Raw genomic sequence first — 22,666 nt, forward strand, 5'->3', positions numbered from 1 at the left:
ATTAGATCTCACAATGAAAGAAAAATGTATTATTTTGAAAGTTTATTGGTGAGGTGAATAATTTTTGGTGGAAAAAGGCACGGATTTGCGTTGGGGAGGTGCGTACCGCTTCCTTGAGGAGTTGGGGATGCTTTACCATACTGGGTTCTTACCGAACTCGTTAAATGGATGCCACATGTTCAAGCGTCGTTATGCAGCGCTGTTGCCTGCGCTTATTCTCCTGTCCGCCTGTAGTAGCAAACCCAAGACCGAAGCCGTTCAGCCAACGGCGGGCGCGCCTTCCGGAGGATTCCTGCTGGAGCCGCAGCACAATATGATGCAGATGGGCGGCGACTTCGCGAATAACCCTGCGGCCGAACAGTTCATCGATAAAATGGTGAGCAAGCACGGTTTTGATCGCCAGCAGCTTCATGCCATTTTGTCTCAGGCGAAGCGTCTGGACTACGTGCTGCGCCTGATGGACAGGCAGGCGCCGACGGCCCAGGTGCCGACCGGGCCAAACGGGGCGTGGCTGCGTTATCGCAAACAGTTTATTACCCCGGACAACGTGCAAAATGGCGTGGTGTTCTGGAATCAGTATGAAGACGCCCTGAACCGCGCGTGGCAGGTCTATGGCGTGCCGCCGGAGATCATCGTCGGTATTATTGGGGTTGAGACCCGCTGGGGACGCATTATGGGTAAAACCCGCATCCTCGATGCGCTGGCGACGCTCTCCTTCAACTACCCGCGTCGCGCGGAGTATTTCTCTTCCGAGCTGGAAACCTTCCTGCTGATGGCGCGAGACGAACAGGACGATCCGTTAGATCTGAAAGGGTCGTTCGCCGGTGCGATGGGCTACGGCCAGTTTATGCCGTCCTCCTATAAGCAGTACGCGGTAGATTTTAACGGGGATGGTCACATCAACCTGTGGGATCCCGAAGACGCTATTGGCAGCGTGGCCAACTACTTCAAAGCGCATGGCTGGACGCCGGGCGGCCAGGTGGCGGTACAGGCGAACGGCGAAGCGTTTGGTCTGGAAAACGGATTTAAAACCAAATACAGCGTGGCGCAGCTGGCTGCGGCAGGCTTAACGCCGTCTCAGCCGCTGGGCAATGTTGACCAGGTGAGCCTGCTGCGCCTGGATGTCGGAACCGGTTATCAGTACTGGTTCGGGCTGCCGAACTTCTACACCATTACCCGCTACAACCACAGCACGCACTATGCGATGGCGGTGTGGCAGCTGGGGCTGGCGGTGTCTCAGGCGCGTGTGCCAGCAGCGTCACCGTTTAGCCAGTAAGTCCCCTGATGCCTCCCTCTCCCTGTGGGAGAGGGCTGGGGTGAGGGCACCCGCCCGCACCTGTTTCCCGCAGAAACATTTCGCCACACTCCCATTTTACTCCCGCCGTTTACATCTCAATCGCCTTTCATTATTGTTATGTTATAACATTATTGAATTGAGATATCCATGTCCCTGTTTTCTCTCTCATCCTCGCTTCGGCTGCTGCTGGCGCTGGTGCTCATTCTGTTTCTCGGCCTGGCCGTGCGCTGGGCGGTGGCGTTGCCATGATCGTGATGAACGACCTGGTGGCGGGTTACGATCGCCAGCCCGTTACGCGCGCGCTGTCCGGCGTGATTGAACGCGGGAGCATGACCGCCATCGTCGGGGCCAACGGCTGCGGCAAATCCACGCTGCTGAAAACGCTCGCCGGCTTTCTTCCGCCCGTCAGCGGTACGTTTCGCTGGCAGGGGAGACGTCCGGTGGTGGGCTGGCTGGCGCAGCGTCACGCGCTGGAGGCGCAATTTCCTCTGACCGTGCAGGACGTGGTGAGCATGGGCTGCTGGCCAGCAATCTCTCTGTTTGCCGGTTTTCGTCGGGATGCCCGCATGCGCATTGCAGGCGCGCTGGAGCGCGTGGGGCTGGAGTCCATGGCGTTCTCCACTATTGATGAACTTTCCGGCGGGCAATTCCAGCGCATGCTGTTTGCCCGCGTTTTAGTGCAGCAGGCACCGCTGGTGATGCTGGACGAACCCTTCACTGGCGTCGATGAAGCGACCTGCAACGTGCTGATGGATCTGATGCTGGAGATGTATATGCAGGGGCAGACCCTGCTGGCGGTACTGCACGACAGCGAACGCGTCTCGCGCCACTTCCCACAAACGTTGCGGCTGGACGCTGATACGCCGCACTGGAAAACCGAGCGGGTGAGGGTGGCATGATCTGGCATCTCTTCTTCCAGCCGTTTATTGAGTACGGCTTTATGCGGCGCGCGCTGGTGGTTTGCCTGGCGCTCTCCGTCAGCACCACTGCGCTGGGTGTATTCCTTCAGCTGCGTCGGATGAGCCTGATGGGGGACGCCCTTTCTCACGCCATTTTGCCGGGTGTCGCGGTGGGCTATCTGCTCAGCGGAATGTCGCTGCTGGCAATGACTGTCGGCGGGTTTATTGCCGGTATCGCCGTTGCGCTGGTGGCCGGGCTGGTCAGCCGCCGTACACCTCTTAAAGAGGATGCCAGCTTCGCGGGGTTTTACCTGGGTTCCCTGGCGCTGGGCGTCACGCTGGTGTCGCTGCGCGGTTCAAATGTCGATCTGCTTCATCTTCTGTTTGGCTCCATTCTCGCCGTGGATAGCGCGTCAGCCCTGTTCGTGACGGGGGTTTGCATGTTCACGCTCCTCACGCTGGCGATTTTTTATCGTGGGCTGGTCAGCGAAGCGTTCGATACTGCGTGGTTGCAGGTGAACGCGCGCTGGCTGCCCGGGATGTTACACGGTCTGTTTCTGGCGCTGCTGGTTCTCAACCTGGTGGCCGGTTTTCAGGTACTCGGCACGTTGATGGCCGTCGGGCTGATGATGTTACCCGCCGTGGCGGCACGCTGCTGGGTGCGCACACTGCCAGGGTTACTTTTGATGGCGGGTATCAGCGGTATTTTTTGCGCGTGGCTGGGCTTAAGTCTTTCCTGGGCAGTGAGTCTGCCCGCCGGGCCCTCCATTGTGCTGACCGCCAGCGCATTGTTCTTTATTTCAGTTTTATTTGGCACGCGCAGCAGGCTGGCGGATAGCCTGCGGGCGCTTTTTTAACGCAAGGGGAAACGATGAAACGTACAGGGTTAGCCGTGGCGCTCGCGCTCGGCATGATGACGCACGGCGTAATGGCGAAAACGCTTAATGTGGTGACCAGCTTTTCCATCCTGGGAGACATCACGCAGCAGGTTGGCGGCGATCGTGTGAAGGTGACGACGCTGGTGGGGCCGGACGGTGATCCCCATACTTTCGAACCCTCGCCCAAAGACAGCGCGGCGCTGAGTAAAGCTGACGTGGTGGTGGTCAATGGGCTGGGGCTGGAGGGTTGGCTCGATCGTCTGGTAAAAGCTTCTGGATTCAAAGGCCAGCTGGTGGTTGCCTCGGACGGCGTGAAAACGCACACGCTGGAAGAGGGCGGTAAAACCGTGACCGATCCGCACGCGTGGAACAGCGCGGCGAACGGCGCGCTGTATGCGCAAAATATTCTCTCAGGGCTGGTGAAGGCCGATCCTGAAGATACGGCGGCGCTTGAAGCTACCGGTAAACCCTATATTGCGCAGCTCTCTCAGCTGGACGGTTGGGCTAAAAAGCGTTTCAGCGACATCCCACAGGCGAAGCGCAAAGTGCTGACCAGCCACGACGCCTTCGGCTATTTCAGCCGCGCCTACGGCGTGACGTTTATGGCGCCGCAGGGGCTGTCGTCTGAGAGTGAAGCCAGCGCGGCGCAGGTAGCGGAGATCATCAACCAGATTAAAGCTGACGGCGTGAAAACCTGGTTCATGGAAAACCAGCTTGACCCGCGTCTGGTGAAGCAGATTGCGACCGCCACGGGCGCCCAGCCGGGCGGTGAACTTTACCCGGAAGCGCTGTCCGCGAAGGGCGGCGTGGCGGACACCTACGTCAAGGCGTTTCGCCACAATGTGGACACCCTCGCTAACAGCATGAAATAAGCGTCTCTCTGGCCGGTGCGCCCGCATCGGCTTTTTTCTGAAGCCCCCTCGTAAAACCCGACGCGCATCCCCATATTTGATGAGAAAGTGCTATCTTGTGCTGCATGTTTTTCTAAGGCCTGGAGCGAGAATGACTGACCATGAATTGATGCAGCTAAGCGAAGTGGTGGGGCTGGCGCTGAAACAGCGCGGCGCGACTCTCACGACCGCAGAATCCTGCACCGGCGGCTGGGTGGCGAAAGCAATTACCGATATTGCTGGCAGTTCCGCCTGGTTTGAACGCGGCTTTGTGACCTACAGTAACGAGGCTAAAGCGCAGATGATTGGCGTGCGTGAAGCTACGCTTGAGCAGCATGGCGCGGTCAGCGAACCGGTGGTGATCGAGATGGCGATTGGCGCGCTGAAAGAGGCGCGCGCAGATTACGCTATCTCCATCAGCGGTATCGCGGGGCCGGACGGCGGCAGCGACGTGAAGCCTGTCGGCACCGTCTGGTTTGGCTTTGCCACCTCAAAAGGTGAAGGGATCACCCGCCGGGAATGCTTCAGCGGCGATCGCGAAAGCGTGCGTCGTCAGGCAACGGAATACGCGTTAAAAACGCTCTGGCAACAATTTCTACAAAACACTTGATACTGTATGACTATACAGTATAATTGCCTCAACAGAACAGAAGTCCATGGTGAAGCGCAGTTGCTTCTCCCGGCATGACAGGAGTAATAATGGCTATCGACGAAAACAAACAGAAAGCGTTGGCGGCAGCACTGGGCCAGATCGAAAAGCAATTCGGTAAAGGCTCCATCATGCGCCTGGGTGAAGACCGTTCCATGGATGTGGAAACTATCTCCACTGGTTCGCTTTCTCTTGATATCGCACTGGGCGCTGGCGGTTTGCCGATGGGCCGTATCGTAGAAATCTACGGTCCGGAATCCTCGGGTAAAACCACCCTGACGTTGCAGGTTGTTGCGGCGGCACAGCGCGAAGGTAAAACCTGTGCGTTTATCGATGCCGAGCACGCGCTGGACCCGGTCTATGCCCGTAAACTGGGCGTTGATATCGACAACCTGCTGTGCTCCCAGCCGGACACCGGCGAGCAGGCACTGGAAATTTGTGACGCGCTGGCGCGCTCAGGTGCGGTTGATGTGATCATCGTCGACTCCGTTGCGGCGCTGACGCCAAAAGCGGAAATTGAAGGTGAAATCGGTGACTCTCACATGGGCCTCGCGGCACGTATGATGAGCCAGGCGATGCGTAAGCTGGCGGGTAACCTTAAGCAGTCCAATACGCTGCTGATCTTCATCAACCAGATCCGTATGAAAATTGGTGTAATGTTCGGTAACCCGGAAACTACCACCGGCGGTAACGCTCTGAAATTCTACGCTTCTGTCCGTCTGGATATCCGCCGTATCGGCGCGGTGAAAGAGGGGGATAACGTAGTCGGTAGCGAAACCCGCGTGAAGGTTGTGAAGAACAAAATCGCAGCACCGTTCAAACAGGCTGAGTTCCAGATCCTCTACGGCGAAGGTATCAACTTCCTCGGCGAGCTGGTTGACCTGGGCGTGAAAGAGAAGCTGATTGAAAAAGCGGGCGCATGGTACAGCTACAACGGTGACAAGATTGGTCAGGGTAAAGCTAATGCTATCTCCTGGCTGAAAGAGAACCCGGCGGCGGCGAAAGAGATTGAGAAGAAGGTGCGTGAACTCCTGCTGAACAACCAGGACTCTAAACCTGATTTCGTGGTCGACGGCGCGGATGCTGAAGAAACCAACGAAGACTTTTAATCCTCTCGGATAAAAATGAAGGGCTGCTGATGCGGCCCTTTTTGCATTTCTGAATCGACAGGTTTTTTATGAGTGAACCGACATCACGCCGACCAGCCTACTCACGCTTGCTGGATCGGGCCGTGCGTATTCTTGCCGTGCGTGACCATAGCGAACAGGAGCTGCGGCGGAAACTGTCAGCGCCCGTCATGAGCAAAAACGGTCCGGAAGACATTGATGCCACCGCGGAAGATTATGACCGCGTGGTTGCCTGGTGCTACGAGCATCACTATCTGGATGACGGCCGTTTTGCCGCTCGCTTTCTTGCCAGCCGTGGTCGTAAAGGCTATGGGCCAGCGCGTATCCGCCAGGAGCTGAACCAGAAAGGCGTTGCCCGTGAATCGATTGAAAAAGCCATGCGCGAAAGTGAAATTGACTGGTGCGAACTGGCGCGTGAGCAGGCGGTACGAAAATACGGTGAGCCGCTGCCGCGTGAATTTTCAGAAAAAGTTAAAATCCAGCGCTTTTTGCTCTACCGCGGCTTCCTGATGGAAGATATTCAGGATATCTGGCGTAATTTTACCGATTGAACGCATGCGGGATTTTACTTCCCACTAAAGAAAACTTATCTTATTCCCACTTTTTCCAGTAGCTGGTCCGTCCAACTGTTTACAGATACAGATCTGCTGCGACATTTCGTTAGCTTGATTTCAGGATAATTATGAGCAAGAGCACCGCTGAGATCCGTCAGGCGTTTCTCGATTTTTTCCATAGTAAGGGACACCAGGTTGTTGCCAGCAGCTCCCTGGTACCGAACAATGACCCGACTCTGCTGTTTACCAACGCCGGGATGAACCAGTTCAAGGATGTGTTCCTTGGTCTCGACAAGCGTAATTATTCCCGCGCCACAACCTCACAGCGTTGCGTGCGTGCGGGCGGTAAACACAACGATCTGGAAAACGTCGGTTACACCGCGCGCCACCACACCTTCTTCGAAATGCTGGGTAACTTCAGCTTCGGCGACTACTTCAAACACGACGCCATTCAATACGCGTGGGAACTGCTGACCGGTGAAAACTGGTTCAATCTGCCGAAAGAGCGTCTGTGGGTGACCGTGTATGAGACCGATGACGAAGCGTTCGACATCTGGGAAAAAGAAGTGGGTATCCCTCGCGAACGTATCATCCGTATCGGTGACAACAAAGGCGCGCCTTACGCGTCTGATAACTTCTGGCAGATGGGCGACACCGGCCCTTGCGGTCCGTGCACCGAGATCTTCTACGATCATGGCGACCACATCTGGGGCGGCCCTCCGGGAAGCGCGGAAGAAGATGGCGATCGCTATATTGAGATCTGGAACATCGTCTTCATGCAGTTCAACCGTCAGGCCGACGGCACCATGGAGCCGCTGCCAAAACCGTCCGTAGATACCGGTATGGGCCTTGAGCGTATCGCGGCCGTTCTGCAACACGTTAACTCCAACTATGAGATTGACCTGTTCAGCACCCTGATCAAAGCCGTTGCTGAGGTAACGGGCGCAACCGATCTGAGCAACAAATCACTGCGCGTTATCGCAGACCATATTCGTTCCTGTGCGTTCCTGATTGCTGACGGCGTTATCCCGTCAAATGAAAACCGTGGCTATGTGCTGCGTCGTATCATTCGTCGTGCGATCCGCCATGGCAACATGCTGGGCGCGAAGGACACCTTCTTCTATAAACTCGTTGGGCCACTGATTGGCGTGATGGGCTCTGCCGGCGACGAGCTGAAACGCCAGCAGGCGCAGGTTGAACAGGTTCTGAAAACCGAAGAAGAGCAGTTTGCCCGTACGCTGGAGCGCGGTCTGGCGCTGCTGGACGACGAGCTGGCGAAACTCAAGGGCGACACGCTGGATGGCGAAACCGCTTTCCGCCTGTACGACACCTACGGCTTCCCGGTTGACCTGACGGCGGACGTTTGCCGCGAGCGCAACATCAAAGTTGACGAAGCAGGCTTTGAAGCCGCAATGGAAGAGCAGCGTCGTCGTGCGCGTGAATCCAGCGGTTTTGGCGCAGACTACAACGCGATGATCCGCGTTGATAGCGCGTCTGAATTTAAAGGCTACGAAGAGCTGGCCCTGACCAGCAACGTAACCGCGCTGTTTGTTGACGGTAAAGCCGTAGACAGCATTAGCGCGGGTCAGGACGCGGTTGTTATCCTGGATAAAACGCCGTTCTATGCGGAATCGGGCGGTCAGGTTGGCGATAAAGGCGAACTGAAAGGCAATGGCTTCAGCTTCAGCGTAAGCGATACCCAGAAATACGGTCAGGCGATTGGTCACCAGGGCAAACTGGTTTCCGGTTCTCTGAAAGTGGGCGAGGGCGTTCAGGCCAACGTTGACGAAGCTCGCCGCGCGCGCATTCGTCTGAACCACTCGGCAACCCACCTGATGCACGCAGCCCTGCGCGAAGTGCTGGGTACGCACGTTGCACAGAAAGGTTCTCTGGTTAATGACAAAGTGCTGCGTTTCGACTTCTCACATTTTGAAGCGATGAAGCCATCTGAAATTCGTGCGGTGGAAGACCTGGTGAATGCCCAGATCCGCCGTAACCTGCCAATCGAAACCCACATCATGGATCTCGAGGCAGCGAAGAAGAAAGGTGCGATGGCGCTGTTTGGCGAGAAATATGACGACCGCGTTCGCGTGCTGAGCATGGGCGACTTCTCTACCGAACTGTGTGGCGGTACTCACGCATCCCGCACCGGTGACATCGGCTTGTTCCGCATCGTTTCCGAGTCGGGGACGGCGGCAGGCGTGCGTCGTATTGAGGCGGTGACCGGGGAAGGCGCAATTGCCAGCCTGCATGCGCAGAGCGACCAGCTACACGAGATCGCGCAGCTGCTGAAAGGCGATAGCCAGAACCTGGGCGAAAAAGTGCGTGTCGCGCTGGATCGTACCCGTCAGCTGGAAAAAGAACTCCAGCAGCTGAAAGAACAGGCTGCGGCGCAGGAGAGCGCAAACCTCTCCAGCAAAGCGGTAGACATTAAGGGCGTCAAACTGCTGGTCAGCGATCTGGCGGGCGTTGAGCCTAAGATGCTGCGTACCATGGTCGACGATCTGAAGAACCAGCTTGGTTCGACGGTTATCGTGCTGGCAACGGTCGCAGAGGGTAAGGTTTCTCTGATTGCGGGCGTCTCTAAGGATGTGACGGATCGTGTCAAAGCAGGGGAACTGATTGGCATGGTCGCCCAGCAGGTGGGTGGCAAAGGTGGCGGTCGTCCGGACATGGCGCAAGCCGGTGGTACGGATGCGGCGGCACTTCCCGCGGCATTAGCCAGCGTTGAAAGCTGGGTAAGCGCGAAACTGTAATAACTACAAAGCACAAGCAGACGCCATAGCGGTAACGTTATGGCGTCTTGCTCACTGCGCTATCGATAACGATAAAGTCAGGTTGAGTTTGTGTATATCGGCTAAACTTACGTTTAACAGAATGTGATGCCGTGACTGCTTACACTTTACGTGTTTGTCATCGCTTACTTTTTGGCGTTATATGATGGATAATGCCGGGATACAAGAGACCCGACTCTTTTAATCTTTCAAGGAGCAAAGAATGCTGATTCTGACTCGTCGAGTTGGTGAGACCCTCATGATTGGGGATGAGGTCACCGTGACAGTTTTAGGGGTAAAGGGTAACCAGGTACGTATTGGTGTTAACGCTCCTAAAGAAGTATCTGTCCACCGTGAAGAGATCTACCAGCGTATCCAGGCTGAAAAATCCCAGCAGTCCAGTTACTGATATTGTCGCGTCTCGCTGTCGGGCGAGACGCAACCCTCCTGTTATTTTTCCTGCATAAAGTTACCGTTCTATTTCAAACGCTTCGTTTTTGACCACTCTCATAACCTTATCTCATCCAAATGACGCGCTTCTCTCAACAGAATTCTGTGAAGATGTCTGCAAAATCCGCTTATAAAACACTCTCTTTGCGGCTTTTACATGCGAATTGCGTGCGAATTGTGCAAACGAAAAAAGCATGTGGAAAATTGTTTGACTTATAAGTCCCAGAAAGTAATATATGCGCCACGCAGCGACGAGAAGCTCTTAACGAGTTGCTCGAAGCACTCGAAAGAGGCGTTGTGTGGTGAGGTGGCCGAGAGGCTGAAGGCGCTCCCCTGCTAAGGGAGTATGCGGTCAAAAGCTGCATCCGGGGTTCGAATCCCCGCCTCACCGCCATTTTGCATCCGTAGCTCAGCTGGATAGAGTACTCGGCTACGAACCGAGCGGTCGGAGGTTCGAATCCTCCCGGATGCACCATCTATTACTTCATATTGCTTTCGAAGTGATATGAATATCGAGCAGTACAGTAGTAAATCCCGATGCATCCGTAGCTCAGCTGGATAGAGTACTCGGCTACGAACCGAGCGGTCGGAGGTTCGAATCCTCCCGGATGCACCATTTTTTACTTCATATTGCTTTTGAAGTGATATGAGTATCGAGAAGTACAGCAGTAAATCCCGATGCATCCGTAGCTCAGCTGGATAGAGTACTCGGCTACGAACCGAGCGGTCGGAGGTTCGAATCCTCCCGGATGCACCATATTTTACTTTGTGTTGCTTTTGAAGCGATACCGAGTATCAGCAGTAACAGTAGTAAATCCCGATGCATCCGTAGCTCAGCTGGATAGAGTACTCGGCTACGAACCGAGCGGTCGGAGGTTCGAATCCTCCCGGATGCACCATATTCTCCTGGATAACAGCGATGCTGTTGTTTTAAGGTCTGCGAGTTAATCGCAAGCACCAGGGAGGATAACGTTGCTTTAGCAACGGCCCGCAGGGCGAGGCGTAAGCCGAGTAATCCTCCCGGATGCACCATATTCTCCTTCTTTGTTCATTCCTTCGACGTTTCGTCAGCAATCACGCTCTCTGTCAGCGACAAAAATCCCCTTTTACGATAAAGTAATGCTTTGTTAATCGTTTAGCGAGAGCACGATGTACGCACAGTATGACGGTTTGATCTTCGATATGGACGGCACCCTCCTGGATACCGAACCCACGCATCGTCAGGCCTGGACCGAAGTCCTGGGCCGTTACGGTATGCGTTTCGATTTACAGGCGATGATTGCCCTCAACGGATCGCCCACCTGGCGTATCGCACAGGCCGTGATTGAGCTGAATCAGGCCGATCTCGACCCTCATCAGCTCGCGCGTGAAAAAACCGACGCGGTAAAAGCCATACTGTTAGACACCGTGCAGCCTTTACCACTCATTGACGTCGTCAAGGAGTGGCACGGCCGTCGTCCTATGTCTGTCGGTACGGGCAGCGAGAGCGCGATTGCTGAAGCGCTACTCAATCACCTTGGCCTGCGCCACTATTTTTCTGCCGTCGTTGCCGCCGATCATGTTAAACATCATAAACCCGCACCGGATACCTTCCTGCTCTGTGCAGAATTAATGGGTGTTCCACCTGCAAAATGCGTGGTGTTTGAAGATGCTGATTTTGGTATTCAGGCCGCGCGTGATGCCGGAATGGCGGCGGTGGACGTTCGCTTACTGTGAGTGACGCGCTGTCACTCGCTTCATTATTCGCCAGCAGTTTTTTAAGCTCCACCCTCTTACCGGGGAATTCGGAAGTGGTGCTGGTGGCGATGCTGTTGTCCGGCGTAAGTCAGCCCTGGTTGCTGGTCTTAATAGCAACAATGGGTAATAGCCTTGGAGGGCTGACTAACGTTATTCTTGGACGTTTCTTTCCGCTACGCGAAAAATCTCGCTGGCAGGAAAAGGCAGTGGGCTGGCTAAAACGCTATGGCGCTGCCACGCTGTTATTAAGCTGGATGCCTGTAATAGGCGATTTACTGTGTCTGCTGGCGGGATGGATGCGCATCTCCTGGGGACCGGTGCTCTTTTTTTTGTGCCTTGGCAAGGCGTTACGCTATGTTTTACTGGCATGGGTAACACTACAGGGTATGACGTGGTGGCACTAATTGGTGGAATGAATTCGCGACCTTCAATCGTCAACCATTACAATTATGCTGAGTGACAATTTTTTGACAGGCGGGAGGTCAAATTGATCCCGGACGTATCACAGGCGCTGGCCTGGCTGGAAAATCACCCTCAGGCACTGAAGGGGATTCAGCGTGGGCTTGAGCGCGAAACGCTGCGCGTAAATGCGGATGGTAGCTTAGCGACTACGGGACACCCGAAGGCGTTAGGCTCGGCGCTGACACATAAATGGATCACAACCGATTTCGCCGAAGCGCTGCTGGAGTTCATCACGCCAGTAGACGGTGATATTGATCATATGCTGACGATCATGCGCGACGTGCATCGCTTCACCGCCCGCAACCTCGGCGACGAGCGTATGTGGCCGCTCAGCATGCCGTGCTATATCGAGCAGGGGCAGGATATCGAGCTGGCGCAGTACGGCACCTCGAATATTGGTCGGCTGAAAACGCTGTATCGCGAAGGACTGAAAAACCGCTACGGCGCACTGATGCAGACGATCTCTGGCGTGCACTACAACTTTTCTCTGCCGATGGCGTTCTGGCAGGCGAAGTGCGGTGAAACGGATAAAGAAGCGATCTCCGCGGGCTACTTCCGCCTGATCCGCAACTACTACCGTTTTGGCTGGGTTATTCCGTATCTGTTCGGCGCGTCCCCGGCTATCTGTTCATCGTTCCTGCAAGGGAAACCGACCACGCTACCGTTCGAGAAGACCGAATGTGGCATGTATTACCTGCCATACGCGACCTCCCTGCGCCTGAGCGACCTTGGCTATACCAATAAATCGCAAAGCAATCTCGGAATTACGTTTAACGATCTGCACGAATATGTGGCAGGCTTGAAGCGGGCGATAAAAACCCCGTCGGAAGAGTACGAAAAAATCGGCCTCGAAAAAGACGGCAAACGCCTGCAAATTAACACCAACGTGTTGCAGATTGAAAATGAACTGTATGCGCCGATTCGTCCGAAGCGCGTGACGCGCAGCGGTGAAACGCCGTCGGATGCGCTACAGCGCGGCGGGATCGAATACATTGAAGTGCGCTCGCTGGATATCAACCCGTTCTCACCGATTGGCGTTGACGAGCAGCAGGTTCGTTTCCTTGACCTGTTTATGGTCTGGTGCGTACTGGCGGATGCGCCGGAAATGAGTTCCGACGAACTGCTGTGTACCCGTGCCAACTGGAATCGCGTGATTCTGGAAGGGCGCAAGCCGGGCCTGACGTTAGGTATTGGCTGTGAAACGGCTCAGTTCCCACTGTCTAAGGTAGGGAAGGATCTGTTCCATGACCTGAAGCGCGTAGCCCAGACGCTGGATAGCGTGTACGGCGGCGAAGCTTACCAGAAGGTCTGCGACGAACTGGTTGAAAGCTTTGATAACCCGGAACTGACATTCTCAGCACGTATTCTGCGTTCTATGATTGAGCAGGGAATTGGTGGCACAGGGCGTTCACTCTCAGCGGAGTACCGTGAGATGCTGATGCAGGAGCCGTTAGAGATCCTGAGCGAAGCGGATTTTGTGGCAGAGCGCGATGCGTCCGTTGTGCGTCAGAAAGAGGTCGAAGCGGCGGATACGGAGTCGTTTGAGGCGTTTCTGGCGAAGCAGGCCTGAACCAAAAGAAAAAGGCCACATCGCTGTGGCCAAAATATACATCTCTGAATTCAGGGATGATGATAACAAATGCGCGTCTTTCATATACTCAGACGCGCATTCTGTAGAAGAGTTCAGTTTATTTTAAAAAAAATCACTATCGGAGGTGACGTATGCCGTTATTAGATAGCTTTACTGTCGACCATACCCGTATGGAAGCACCAGCAGTCCGCGTGGCGAAGACCATGAACACGCCGCACGGCGACACGATCACCGTTTTCGACCTGCGCTTCTGCGTGCCGAATAAAGAAGTGATGCCAGAGAAAGGCATTCACACGCTGGAACACCTGTTCGCCGGATTCATGCGCGACCACCTGAACGGCAACGGCGTGGAGATCATCGATATCTCTCCGATGGGCTGCCGCACCGGTTTCTACATGAGCCTGATTGGTCAGCCTGAAGAGAAACGCGTCGCGGATGCGTGGAAAGCGGCGATGGAAGACGTGCTGAAGGTGAAAGAGCAGAACCAGATCCCTGAGCTGAACGTTTACCAGTGCGGCACTTACCAGATGCACTCTCTGGAAGAAGCTCAGGAGATTGCCCGTCATATCATCGAACGTGATGTTCGTGTAAACAGCAACGACGAGCTGGCCCTGCCAAAAGAAAAACTTCAGGAACTGCACATTTAGTATCGTGCCTGTGGATGCCCGGTGGCGCTTCGCTGACCGGGCCTACAATCCTGATGACGACAACCACCACCTTCTCCTTTACCCATCGCCCGCTTGTGCCGTTTTCGCATGATTATGCTCATGGCGACAGCGAGCCGTGGCATCAGCACGACTGCGCGCAGCTCCTGCACAGCCTCACCGGCGTCGTGCGGGTGGATACCGCATCCGGCTGCTGGGTGGTGCCGCCCGGTCGCGGCGTCTGGCTACCTGCGGGTACGCAGCACGCCCTGCGCATCACCGGCAACGTTGCCGCCCGCACGCTGTTTATCGACCCGCTGGCGCGCGCCGATCTCCCGGCGACCTGCCAGATCGTGCAGATCTCGCCCCTGCTGCGCGAGCTGATCCTGACCTCCCTTACGCTTCCTGAATCTTACGCACCCGGAAGCCGCGATGAACGTGTTTATGAGCTGATCCTCGATGAAATTCGTCTCATGCCGGTGCTGCCGTTTCACCTGCCCGAGCCGGAAAGCGAAGCGCTGCGCCATCTCTGCCAGCAGATTCGAATGGCCCCGGGAGAAAGCTGGAGCAGCGCCCAGGCCGCAGGTATTGTGGGGATGAGCGAACGCACGCTGAACCGTCATTTTCAGCAGCAGACAGGCCTGAGCTACGGCGAGTGGGTGAGAAGGGCGCGACTGCTGGAAGCCTTAGTGCGGCTGGCGCAGGGCCAGCCGGTATTACGCGTGGCGCTGGATCTGGGGTATGGCAGCCACAGCGCCTTTACGGCAATGTTTCGCCGGGTAATGGGTCTCTCACCCAGCGATTACTTCAGGAACGACTGACCGCGTTAAAAAGCGCCTGAATCGACGCGCGTGCCACGTCGCTGTCGATGCCCACGCCCCAGCGGCTGGTCCCATCCTGGAACAGGCAGCGGATATAGGCCACCGAGCGGCTGTCGCTGCGTTCGCCTAACGTATGTTCGTGATAATCCTTGATCACAAACGACGCGTTGATCCAGCGGCTTAAGCCGTGAGCGGCGGCGGAGAGCAAACCGTTTCCCTGGCCTTCCAGCTGGCGGGTGCCCCCATGCGTGGCGACGCTTGCCGTCAGCCGCAGCTGGCCGTCCTGCTGGCTGTCGCTGCGGTACGATTGCAGCGCTAATGGCGGGCTCGCCACCAGGCCGTAACGGGCGCGGAACAGCTGCCAGAGCGCATTCTGCGTCATCTCTTTTCCATGGTTATCCGTTTCCTGCTGCACGTGCTGGCTAAAATCCTGTTGCAGGGCGCGAGGCAATTTCAGGCCGTGGTTTTGCTCAATAAGCCAGGCGCTTCCGCTTTTTCCTGACTGGCTGTTCACGCGGATCACCGCTTCATAGGTACAGCCAATATCCTGCGGGTCGACGGGCAGATAGGGCATCTCCCAACGTTCGCCAGGCTTACGGGCATCGAAACCTTTCTTGATGGCATCCTGGTGCGAGCCGGAGAAGGCGGTGTAAGCCAGACGACCCGCCCACGGATGGCGCGGATGGACGGGCAGCTGGTTGCAGGTTTCTACCGTTTCAACCACCCGATTCATATCGCTGAAATCCAGATTCGGGCTAATGCCCTGGCTGTAGAGGTTCATCGCCAGCGTCACCAGGCAGACGTTGCCCGTGCGCTCACCGTTGCCAAACAGGCAGCCCTCCACGCGGTCAGCCCCGGCCATGACGGCCAGCTCCGCGCTGGCGACGCCCGTTCCGCGATCGTTATGCGGATGTACGCTGATACAGACGTCACTGCGGCGGCTGAAGTGGCGGCAGAAATACTCGATCTGGTCGGCATAGACGTTCGGCGTGCTCACTTCGACGGTAGCGGGCAGGTTGACGATCATCGGACGCGCCGCGCACGGCTGCCAGATCTCCGCCACGGCTTCACAAATCTCCAGCGCAAACTCCGGTTCGGTAAAGCAGAAGGTTTCCGGGGAGTATTCGTACTGCCAGCGGGTGTCAGGGTTCTCTTCACACAGCTGACGAATCAGGCGCGTCGCGCGCGTCGCCAGCTCGACGATTTGCGCTTTCTCCATGCCGAATACCAGACGGCGGAACAGCGGGGCGGTAGCGTTATACAGGTGAACGGTGGCCTGCTTCGCGCCGCGCAGGGAGTCGAAAGTGCGATGGATAAGATCGTCCCGCGCCTGCGTTAACACCTGAATGGTGACGTCATCCGGGATGCGATTCTCCTCAATCAGCTGACGTACAAAATTAAAGTCCGTCTGCGAGGCGGACGGGAAGGCGACTTCTATTTCTTTAAACCCGCAGGTCAGCAGCAGATCCCAGAATTGCAGCTTGCGCGCGCTGTCCATCGGCTCGGCCAGCGCCTGGTTACCGTCGCGTAAGTCGGTCGAGAGCCAACGCGGGGCGCAGGTGATAATCTGCTCCGGCCAGCGGCGGTCGGGCAACGAAAGGGTGGGGTAAGGCTGGTATTTGTCGGCGGGTGTGTTCAGCATGGTGCGCTCCTGTTGTCTTTTCACTATCGTGAATCGATTTCAGGCGCGCTGCTTTATCGGAACTGACAATCGCTGTCGCGTTTTGGACAACCGTAGAAGTTGCCCGGTGGCGCTGCGCTTACCGGGCCTACGATCGTAGGCCGGGTAAGGCGTCCTGTAATGAGGGCTAATGCGCCCCACCGCCCCCGCTACCGGCCCCAAACGGTGGTTTGGCAAACCACACCAGCCCCAGCAGGACGATAAAGATCCCCGCCGATATCCAGAAAATCTCGTTTGCCGAGATAATCAGCCCCTGGTTGGTGATCTGCTGGGCAAGCCAGCCGGACGCCTGCTGCTCCGTCATCCCCATCCCCTCAAGCTGGCTATACATCTGCTGAGCGTTAGGGTTGAACGGGTTCACTGCTTCGGTGAGTTGAGCATGGTGCATCGATTCCCGGTTGGTCCACAGCGTGGTGGTGATCGATGTCCCGATGGAGCCCGCCAGCGTACGGGTGAAGTTCGACAGGCTCGATGCCGCCGCCATCCGCTCAGGCGGCAAGCCGGAAAGCGTAATGGTGGTTAGCGGCATGAAGAAGCACGCTACGGCGAAGCCCTGAATAAACTGTGGCCACGCGGAGGCGCCAAAGTCCATTCCCGGTTCAAACGTATACGCGCGCCAGTAGAAGCACACGGCGTACATGATGAAGCTGAACGTCACCAGCCTGCGCATGTCGAGCTTATGGGCGAAACGGCCAATAATCGGCGACAGCAGAACCGGAATTAACCCCACCGGCGCGGAGGCCAGCCCCGCCCAGGTTGCGGTATAGCCGTACACCTCCTGCAACAGCTGCGGCAGCAGAACAATCGCGCCGAAGTAGAGCATATAGGCGAGGCTGATACACAGGCAGCCGATGGTGAAGTTTCGCGATTTAAACAACGAGAGGTCGACTATCGGGTTATCGTCCGTCAGCTCCCAGACAATCAGGAAGCTGATGGCCACCACAGCGACCACCGTCAGCACGATGATTTCCGTAGAGGCGAACCAGTCCAGCTCTTTGCCGCGGTCGAGCATGATTTGCAGGCTGCCGATGCCGACAACCAGCAGTGCCAGCCCGATGCCGTCGATCCGCCGCTGTTCAGTCCGCGTTTCGCGACCACGCAAAGACTGTAGCGTCATCAGTACCACCAGCGCACCGATGGGCACGTTGATGAAGAAGATCCAGCCCCAGTGATAGTTATCGCTGATATAGCCGCCGAGGATTGGCCCGCAAATTGGGGCGACAATCACCGTCATCGACCACAGCGCGAGCGCGATGGAGCGTTTGGCGGGCGGATAGTTGTTCAGCAGCAAACTCTGCGACAGCGGAATCAACGGCCCGGCGACAATCCCCTGGATGACGCGGAAGAAAATCAGCATCGTCAGGCTACTGGACATGCCGCAGGCCCAGGAGGCCAGCACGAACAGGATCGTCGACCAAAGGAACAGCTTCACTTCACCGACGCGCTTCGCCAGCCAGCCGGTGATGGGAATGGAGATGGCGTTCGCCACCCCGAACGAGGTAATGACCCAGGTCCCCTGGCTCAGCGATGAGCCAAGGTTCCCGGCGATCGTAGGGATCGCCACGTTTGCGATGGTGGAGTCCAGCACCTGCATGAATGTCGCCAGCGACAGCGCAATGGTCATAATGACCAGTTGCGCCCCCTCCAGCGGTTTTTGCGGCTTTTGCTGTTGCATAACGCTCACCTTCGGCTTAACCGGCGTTTGCCTTCACGATGTCATCGATCAGCTTATTGACCGGATCGAGGCTAATTTCACGGGCGTTACTTTCATAAGCTGGCGTACTGCGCACCTGGCTTGCGAGGATCTGACCGTCGCGGTTGGCGGTATCGACCGTCACCAGCGTGGAAAGGCCAATTCGCAGCGGATGGTCTGCCAGCTGCTTAGGATCCAGTTCGATACGCACAGGCAAGCGCTGTACCACTTTGATCCAGTTGCCGGTGGCGTTCTGTGCAGGCAGCAGGCTAAACGCGCTGCCGGTCCCCATGTCCAGACCGACCACTTTCCCGGTGTACTTGATGTCATCGCCGTAAATATCGCTGACCACAGTTGCGGTTTGGCCGATACGCATATGCGCCAGCTGGGTCTCTTTGAAGTTCGCATCGACCCACAGATTGTTCGCCGGAACGACCGCCATAAGCGGCGTGGTGGTGCTAATCTGCGCCCCTGGCTGTACGGAACGACGGGAAACGTAGCCGGTCATCGGGCTGACGATTTTGGTACGTTGCAGGGCAAGCCATGCGTTACGCACTTCGGTCGCCGCCTGTTTCACCGCCGGCTGGTTTTCCAGAGAAGTACCCAGCACCATCGCCTGATTAGCGTTGTACTGTTGGATCGCCACGTCCAGCTGCGCCTGTGCGCTGGCCACCGCATCGCGGGCGTGCTGCAACTCTTCACGGCCAATCAGGTTGGCGGTGCCGAGAGGAACACGACGATTGAGGTCGCTCTGCGCCTGAGCCAGCGCCGTTTTCTGCACGTCGATATTGGCCTGAAGCTGCTTGCTGTTGATCATCAGCTGGCGGGTCTGGCGAACGCTGGAGGCCAGCGCCGTCTGTGCTTTTTCAAAAGCCTGTTGGGCGTCGGTAGGATCGAGCGTGACCAGCACATCGCCTTTTTTCACAAAGTCGGTGTTATCAGCCCAGACTTTCGTCACGCTGCCTGACACCTGGGCCATGATTTGAACCTGATTCCCTGCCACGTATGCATCGTCTGTCTCTTCAACATGACGCAAGACTAAAAACCAATAGATCCCATATGCCACGGCAATAATAATAAAGAGCAAGGTCAGCAGAATAAGGGCGCTCTTACGTTTGCCCTTTTTGTTGACCGGTTGCTGCGGGGGGGTGTTCTCCGCATTTGCGCTCATTGTTGTTCTCCACGATCTTTTTATTTTCACATCGGCTGAGCCGACCTGTTGTCAGAAAGGCCAGCAGTTTCACGTGCTGGCCTGTCAGTTTTTCTTTTTAGCAATCTGGAATGTTGAGCGGATAGTCGCGTTAGCGCAGCGCCTCAAGGATGACGCCATCTTCATCCATCTGGTCCAGACGGGTGAGCAGCTTGCGAGTAATATGCTCAAGCTGGTCGCGCTCGGCGGTGCTGAGGGCAGACCAGAGCTGGTGCAGGCAGTTGTGCTGCGGTGGCAGCACTTCGCGCAAGAATTCGTGACCTTTCTCGGTCAGTTGCAGATGCAGGCAGCGGCGATCGTTATCGCTTTCACGGCGTTCAATCCAGCCGCGCTTTTCCAGTTCATCCGCGATACGGGTTGCATTGGTACGGGATGACCCCAGCGCACAGCTCAGTTCCGATGGCTGAATGCTGTGATTTTCCTGAGACTCCAGCGTAATCAACGCCATAAACAACGTCTCGTTAATCCCTTGCGCTTTCAGCATCTTGTTACGATTTTCCAGCAGCTTACCCTGCATGTGCATGCACAGGCGGGTCAGCAGAATTTCCTGATACGGGAAGTCCTCATGACGACTGGCGCGGAACTTAAGCATTTGTTCAATGGGCGTAAACGAACTATCCATTTTGGGCATAACCTCATTAATTACAGCCGATATAGTAACGACAGTGACAAATAATGTAAATGAATTATTTGTGCGGTTATATCCGCCAAACGTATGTCACTATCAGAAAGCGCCGGGTAAATCCGTGACCCGGTGAGCACAGAGAGCGTGGGGTGTGTACCCGCGAAAGAGGGGATGTGAGGACAGGGGTCTGAACTATTCATGCCGGTAGTAAATATGTCACCCACAGTAAAATTTCTGGGATAAATGATTGCTGTTACCTTAACAGATGCAGGCCCCCTTTACACCCCGGGGGCCCAAAGCAATGTAAAACTTAGTGAATTGCTTCCTGACGGTGATAGCCGCGCCACCATACCAGCAGATTTATCGCCGCGACGATGGCGCCGATGGCGCACACACCCGTCCAGCCCGCATGCTGCCAGGCGGAGGCTGAGATGAGCGAGCCCGCCGCGCCGCCGATAAAGTAGCTGGTCATGTACCCGGCCGTCAGACGGTTACGGGCGTCCGGCTTCACGCGGTAAATCACGGTCTGGTTGGTGATGTGTACGCCCTGCACGGTGAGGTCTAGCACCAGAATACCGACAATCAGCGCCAGCACGGAGACGTGTCCGTACCAGATGGCCGCCCAGGAGAGCAGGAGTAAAACCAGCCCTGCGGAGGTGGTCATATGAGATTTACCTTTATCGGCCAGCCCACCCGCCGGGCGCGCGCCCAGTGCGCCAGCCGCGCCTGCCAGCCCGAACAGGCCAATCACGCCTTCTGAGTAGTTAAACGGTGGCGCGGCGAGCAGAAACGCCATCGACGTCCATAAGATGCTGAAGTTGGCGAAGGTGAGACACCCCAGAATGGCGCGCGTGCGCAGGAGTTTATCCCGGGTGAAAAGGCTGAAAACGGAGGCGAGGAGCTGCGGATAGTTCAGGTGATTTTCCTGCTTCACCTTTGGCAGGCCGCGCCACAGGGCCAGCGCCATGATAAGCATCAGCACGCTCGCCACCCAGTAAACGGTGCGCCAGCCGCCGAGGCTCGCCAGCAGCCCGGCAACGGTTCGCGCCAGCAGGATGCCCAGCAGCAGGCCGCTCATGATAGTACCGACCACTTTGCCGCGTTTTTCCGGGGAAGCCAGCGTCGCGGCGAGGGGAACCAGAATTTGCGCCACCACCGAGAACAGCCCCGTCAGCGCGGTGCCGATAATCATCATCGTTAACGACTGGCTGCTGGCGGTGATCAACATTCCGCCCGCCGCCAGCAGCGTCATGGAGACGATAAGCATCCGGCGCTCAAACATATCGCCTAATGGCACCAGGAACAGCAGCCCGGCCGCATAGCCGAGCTGTGCTGCGGTGACAATAAAGCCGGCGGAGCTGGCTGAAAGATCGAAGGCGCGTGCGATGGTGTCGAGCAGTGGTTGTGCGTAATAGTTGCTGGCGACGGCCAGACCCGTTGCCACGGACATTAAAAGGATGAGTGCGGGGCTAAGCCCTTGAGTTGTTTTTGTCATTAGTTTCAGGAATCGTGAGTTAAGTGATTATTTTTCCGGAAACATAATAACCAATGATGGTGAATGTTGGGGAATTGTTATGTGTGTGTTTGTGCGGTTAAGCCCCTCACCCTAACCCTCTCCTGAAGGGAGAGGGAACGCTAACACCCCCTCCCTTCGGGAGAGTGCTGGGGTGAGGGGAAAGTACTTTACTTCTGCGCCTCAAGCGCCTCTTTCACCCAGCCATCGAACTGCTGCTGGTGGGCTTTGATCCAGCCATCCACGTGGCCTTTGATATCTGCTTCGGATGATTTACCCGCGTGCATCATCGCGTTCTGGGCGTTAATGTCAGCCAGCGGCAGTTTCATCACCGAGAACAGCTTCGCCGCCGCAGGGTTTTTCTCGGCCCAGGCTTTGTTCGCCACGATATGCATGGTATTCACCGGGAAGCCATAGTTCATGCCATTTGGCAGTTTGGTGTCGATATCTTTCTGCTCGCCCGGCAGGGAAGAGAAGGGCACCTGCAACCACACCACGTCTTTGCCCGGCTTCAGCACGTCGCTCACCCAGTACGGCGTCCAGGTGTAGTAGATCACTGGCTTGCCTTCTTTAAAGCGGGCGATGGTGTCGGCCATCATCGCAGAGTAATTGCCGTGGCTCACGTCGACGGTCTTCGCCAGATCGAAGGCTTTGTTCTGGTGGTTAATCACCGCTTCACAGCCCCAGCCCGGCGAGCAGCCCATCATGTCGGCTTTACCGTCACCGTTGGTATCAAAGAGTTTGGCGATCTTCGGATCTTTCAGCTGTTCAATATTGGTGATGTGATACTTATCGGCGGTTTTCTTGTCGATCAAATATCCCTGCGCAGCGCCGGTCACAAAGGTGCCTTCACGGTAGAATTTCTTGTCACCGCCTGCGGCGGCATACATATCGTCGTGCAGCGGCTGCCAGTTCACGGCGGTAAAGGTGGCATCGCCGGAGGCAATGGAGGTATAGCCCACGTTGTAATCCACTTCGCTGGCGGTATTCACCGTATAGCCCAGTTTCTCCAGCGCACGGCTGACAATCTGGGTCTGGAAGGACTCTTCCGAAATGGTGCTCTGCACCGGCTGCACGGTAATGCCTTTGCCCGGCAGGTCAGCGGCAACTGCGCTGGTGGAGACAAGGGTCGCAAACGCTGTGGCAAAAAGTACGTTATGTCGCATCGTTG

Annotated in this window: 20 protein-coding genes and 5 tRNA genes; 19 read left to right on the forward strand and 6 right to left on the reverse strand. The window is 56.4% G+C overall.

Annotation, left to right across the window (positions count from 1 at the left end; genetic code table 11):
* Window positions 1–175 precede the first annotated feature (175 nt).
* The 19 genes from mltB to CU081_RS09395 all read left to right on the forward strand — a co-directional run bounded on the left by mltB (window position 176) and on the right by CU081_RS09395 (window position 14,773).
* A complete protein-coding gene (mltB, locus tag CU081_RS09305) occupies window positions 176–1,276 on the forward strand; it encodes a lytic murein transglycosylase B (RefSeq protein ID WP_057979986.1) in 1,101 nt (366 codons plus the stop codon).
* Between the two features lie 266 nt (window positions 1,277–1,542).
* Window positions 1,543–2,196: a metal ABC transporter ATP-binding protein gene (locus CU081_RS09310; protein ID WP_022651726.1), complete on the forward strand. Its 654-nt coding sequence runs from the start codon at window positions 1,543–1,545 to the stop codon at window positions 2,194–2,196.
* Window positions 2,193–3,053, forward strand: a complete 861-nt coding sequence (locus CU081_RS09315) for a metal ABC transporter permease (protein ID WP_015571669.1) — start codon at window positions 2,193–2,195, stop codon at window positions 3,051–3,053. Before CU081_RS09310 ends, CU081_RS09315 begins: the two co-directional genes overlap by 4 nt.
* Window positions 3,054–3,067: 14 nt before the next feature.
* Complete coding sequence (locus CU081_RS09320) at window positions 3,068–3,946, forward strand: metal ABC transporter substrate-binding protein (protein ID WP_022651725.1); 879 nt, start codon at window positions 3,068–3,070, stop codon at window positions 3,944–3,946.
* 130 nt (window positions 3,947–4,076) lie between these two features.
* On the forward strand, window positions 4,077–4,574 hold the full coding sequence (pncC, locus tag CU081_RS09325; RefSeq protein WP_003862172.1) for a nicotinamide-nucleotide amidase: 498 nt from the start codon (window positions 4,077–4,079) through the stop codon (window positions 4,572–4,574).
* Between the two features lie 89 nt (window positions 4,575–4,663).
* Window positions 4,664–5,722, forward strand: a complete 1,059-nt coding sequence (gene recA, locus CU081_RS09330; protein ID WP_015571667.1) for a recombinase RecA — start codon at window positions 4,664–4,666, stop codon at window positions 5,720–5,722.
* Window positions 5,723–5,790: 68 nt separating this feature from the next.
* The gene (gene recX / locus CU081_RS09335; RefSeq protein WP_017382782.1) at window positions 5,791–6,291 is read left to right on the forward strand and encodes a recombination regulator RecX; all 501 of its coding nucleotides are present in this window, start codon (window positions 5,791–5,793) and stop codon (window positions 6,289–6,291) included.
* Window positions 6,292–6,422: 131 nt separating this feature from the next.
* Window positions 6,423–9,050: an alanine--tRNA ligase gene (gene alaS, locus CU081_RS09340; protein WP_022651724.1), complete on the forward strand. Its 2,628-nt coding sequence runs from the start codon at window positions 6,423–6,425 to the stop codon at window positions 9,048–9,050.
* Window positions 9,051–9,291: 241 nt separating this feature from the next.
* The gene (gene csrA, locus CU081_RS09345) at window positions 9,292–9,477 is read left to right on the forward strand and encodes a carbon storage regulator CsrA (protein WP_000906486.1); all 186 of its coding nucleotides are present in this window, start codon (window positions 9,292–9,294) and stop codon (window positions 9,475–9,477) included.
* 342 nt (window positions 9,478–9,819) lie between these two features.
* Window positions 9,820–9,912: transfer RNA gene (locus CU081_RS09350), tRNA-Ser, on the forward strand.
* A gap of 4 nt (window positions 9,913–9,916) precedes the next feature.
* Window positions 9,917–9,993, forward strand: a tRNA-Arg gene (locus tag CU081_RS09355).
* A 64-nt stretch (window positions 9,994–10,057) separates the two neighbouring features.
* Window positions 10,058–10,134 (forward strand) — tRNA-Arg (locus CU081_RS09360).
* 64 nt (window positions 10,135–10,198) lie between these two features.
* Window positions 10,199–10,275 (forward strand) — tRNA-Arg (locus tag CU081_RS09365).
* 65 nt (window positions 10,276–10,340) lie between these two features.
* Window positions 10,341–10,417, forward strand: a tRNA-Arg gene (locus CU081_RS09370).
* Window positions 10,418–10,667: 250 nt separating this feature from the next.
* Window positions 10,668–11,234: a fructose-1-phosphate/6-phosphogluconate phosphatase gene (gene yqaB / locus CU081_RS09375; protein ID WP_015571665.1), complete on the forward strand. Its 567-nt coding sequence runs from the start codon at window positions 10,668–10,670 to the stop codon at window positions 11,232–11,234.
* On the forward strand, window positions 11,231–11,659 hold the full coding sequence (locus CU081_RS09380; protein WP_017692791.1) for a YqaA family protein: 429 nt from the start codon (window positions 11,231–11,233) through the stop codon (window positions 11,657–11,659). The genes yqaB and CU081_RS09380 overlap by 4 nt, the downstream gene beginning before the upstream one ends.
* 83 nt (window positions 11,660–11,742) lie before the next feature.
* Complete coding sequence (gene gshA, locus CU081_RS09385; protein WP_022649137.1) at window positions 11,743–13,287, forward strand: glutamate--cysteine ligase; 1,545 nt, start codon at window positions 11,743–11,745, stop codon at window positions 13,285–13,287.
* A gap of 152 nt (window positions 13,288–13,439) precedes the next feature.
* Window positions 13,440–13,955, forward strand: a complete 516-nt coding sequence (luxS, locus tag CU081_RS09390; RefSeq protein WP_003862180.1) for an S-ribosylhomocysteine lyase — start codon at window positions 13,440–13,442, stop codon at window positions 13,953–13,955.
* A gap of 53 nt (window positions 13,956–14,008) precedes the next feature.
* Window positions 14,009–14,773: an AraC family transcriptional regulator gene (locus CU081_RS09395; RefSeq protein WP_003862181.1), complete on the forward strand. Its 765-nt coding sequence runs from the start codon at window positions 14,009–14,011 to the stop codon at window positions 14,771–14,773.
* Here CU081_RS09395 and leuA read toward each other — a convergent pair.
* The 6 genes from leuA to proX all read right to left on the reverse strand — a co-directional run bounded on the left by leuA (window position 14,760) and on the right by proX (window position 22,661).
* Window positions 14,760–16,415 (reverse strand): 2-isopropylmalate synthase, encoded by a 1,656-nt coding sequence (gene leuA, locus CU081_RS09400; RefSeq protein WP_032610003.1) that lies wholly within the window; start codon window positions 16,413–16,415, stop codon window positions 14,760–14,762. The two genes, CU081_RS09395 and leuA, sit on opposite strands and share 14 nt — an antisense overlap.
* A 166-nt stretch (window positions 16,416–16,581) precedes the next feature.
* On the reverse strand, window positions 16,582–18,129 hold the full coding sequence (gene emrB / locus CU081_RS09405; protein WP_006811709.1) for a multidrug efflux MFS transporter permease subunit EmrB: 1,548 nt from the start codon (window positions 18,127–18,129) through the stop codon (window positions 16,582–16,584).
* A gap of 16 nt (window positions 18,130–18,145) precedes the next feature.
* Window positions 18,146–19,318, reverse strand: coding sequence for a multidrug efflux MFS transporter periplasmic adaptor subunit EmrA (gene emrA, locus CU081_RS09410; protein WP_022651722.1), 1,173 nt, complete (start codon window positions 19,316–19,318; stop codon window positions 18,146–18,148).
* 130 nt (window positions 19,319–19,448) lie between these two features.
* Window positions 19,449–19,979, reverse strand: a complete 531-nt coding sequence (gene emrR / locus CU081_RS09415; protein WP_017694792.1) for a multidrug efflux transporter EmrAB transcriptional repressor EmrR — start codon at window positions 19,977–19,979, stop codon at window positions 19,449–19,451.
* Between the two features lie 313 nt (window positions 19,980–20,292).
* Window positions 20,293–21,477 (reverse strand): MFS transporter, encoded by a 1,185-nt coding sequence (locus CU081_RS09420; RefSeq protein WP_022651721.1) that lies wholly within the window; start codon window positions 21,475–21,477, stop codon window positions 20,293–20,295.
* Between the two features lie 188 nt (window positions 21,478–21,665).
* A complete protein-coding gene (gene proX / locus CU081_RS09425) occupies window positions 21,666–22,661 on the reverse strand; it encodes a glycine betaine/L-proline ABC transporter substrate-binding protein ProX (RefSeq protein WP_017382774.1) in 996 nt (331 codons plus the stop codon).
* Window positions 22,662–22,666: the final 5 nt, after the last annotated feature.

The organism is Enterobacter sp. CRENT-193 (genome assembly GCF_002787395.1).
Lineage (GTDB): Bacteria > Pseudomonadota > Gammaproteobacteria > Enterobacterales > Enterobacteriaceae > Enterobacter > Enterobacter hormaechei_C.

Excerpts from the sequence above, each read along its gene's own strand:
- emrR (WP_017694792.1), bottom strand. The coding sequence starts at position 19,979 with ATGGATAGTTCGTTTACGCCCATTGAACAAATGCTTAAGTTCCGCGCC.
- recX (WP_017382782.1), top strand. The coding sequence starts at position 5,791 with ATGAGTGAACCGACATCACGCCGACCAGCCTACTCACGCTTGCTGGAT.
- alaS (WP_022651724.1), top strand. The coding sequence starts at position 6,423 with ATGAGCAAGAGCACCGCTGAGATCCGTCAGGCGTTTCTCGATTTTTTC.
- CU081_RS09310 (WP_022651726.1), top strand. The coding sequence starts at position 1,543 with ATGATCGTGATGAACGACCTGGTGGCGGGTTACGATCGCCAGCCCGTT.
- CU081_RS09395 (WP_003862181.1), top strand. The coding sequence starts at position 14,009 with ATGACGACAACCACCACCTTCTCCTTTACCCATCGCCCGCTTGTGCCG.
- yqaB (WP_015571665.1), top strand. The coding sequence starts at position 10,668 with ATGTACGCACAGTATGACGGTTTGATCTTCGATATGGACGGCACCCTC.
- luxS (WP_003862180.1), top strand. The coding sequence starts at position 13,440 with ATGCCGTTATTAGATAGCTTTACTGTCGACCATACCCGTATGGAAGCA.
- CU081_RS09420 (WP_022651721.1), bottom strand. The coding sequence starts at position 21,477 with ATGACAAAAACAACTCAAGGGCTTAGCCCCGCACTCATCCTTTTAATG.
- emrB (WP_006811709.1), bottom strand. The coding sequence starts at position 18,129 with ATGCAACAGCAAAAGCCGCAAAAACCGCTGGAGGGGGCGCAACTGGTC.
- CU081_RS09315 (WP_015571669.1), top strand. The coding sequence starts at position 2,193 with ATGATCTGGCATCTCTTCTTCCAGCCGTTTATTGAGTACGGCTTTATG.
- proX (WP_017382774.1), bottom strand. The coding sequence starts at position 22,661 with ATGCGACATAACGTACTTTTTGCCACAGCGTTTGCGACCCTTGTCTCC.
- csrA (WP_000906486.1), top strand. The coding sequence starts at position 9,292 with ATGCTGATTCTGACTCGTCGAGTTGGTGAGACCCTCATGATTGGGGAT.
- CU081_RS09320 (WP_022651725.1), top strand. The coding sequence starts at position 3,068 with ATGAAACGTACAGGGTTAGCCGTGGCGCTCGCGCTCGGCATGATGACG.
- mltB (WP_057979986.1), top strand. The coding sequence starts at position 176 with ATGTTCAAGCGTCGTTATGCAGCGCTGTTGCCTGCGCTTATTCTCCTG.
- recA (WP_015571667.1), top strand. The coding sequence starts at position 4,664 with ATGGCTATCGACGAAAACAAACAGAAAGCGTTGGCGGCAGCACTGGGC.
- pncC (WP_003862172.1), top strand. The coding sequence starts at position 4,077 with ATGACTGACCATGAATTGATGCAGCTAAGCGAAGTGGTGGGGCTGGCG.
- leuA (WP_032610003.1), bottom strand. The coding sequence starts at position 16,415 with ATGCTGAACACACCCGCCGACAAATACCAGCCTTACCCCACCCTTTCG.
- emrA (WP_022651722.1), bottom strand. The coding sequence starts at position 19,318 with ATGAGCGCAAATGCGGAGAACACCCCCCCGCAGCAACCGGTCAACAAA.